General features: G+C 40.3%; 1 protein-coding gene. It reads left to right on the forward strand.

What is annotated here, in order from left to right; all coding sequences use genetic code 11:
- Positions 1 to 67: 67 nt before the first annotated feature.
- Positions 68 to 163: a type I toxin-antitoxin system Fst family toxin SprA1/PepA1 gene (gene sprA1 / locus IDG60_RS03540; protein WP_001801861.1), complete on the forward strand. Its 96-nt coding sequence runs from the start codon at positions 68 to 70 to the stop codon at positions 161 to 163.
- The last annotated feature ends 85 nt before the right edge of the window (positions 164 to 248 follow it).

The raw sequence follows: 248 nt of genomic DNA on the forward strand, positions 1-248 counted from the left end.
GATGATATAATAGTAGAGTCGCCTATCTCTCAGGCGTCAATTTAGACGCAGAGAGGAGGTGTATAAGGTGATGCTTATTTTCGTTCACATCATAGCACCAGTCATCAGTGGCTGTGCCATTGCGTTTTTTTCTTATTGGCTAAGTAGACGCAATACAAAATAGGTGACATATAGCCGCACCAATAAAAATCCCCTCACTACCGCAAATAGTGAGGGGATTGGTGTATAAGTAAATACTTATTTTCGTT

It is taken from the genome of Staphylococcus sp. EG-SA-2 (assembly GCF_017152085.1).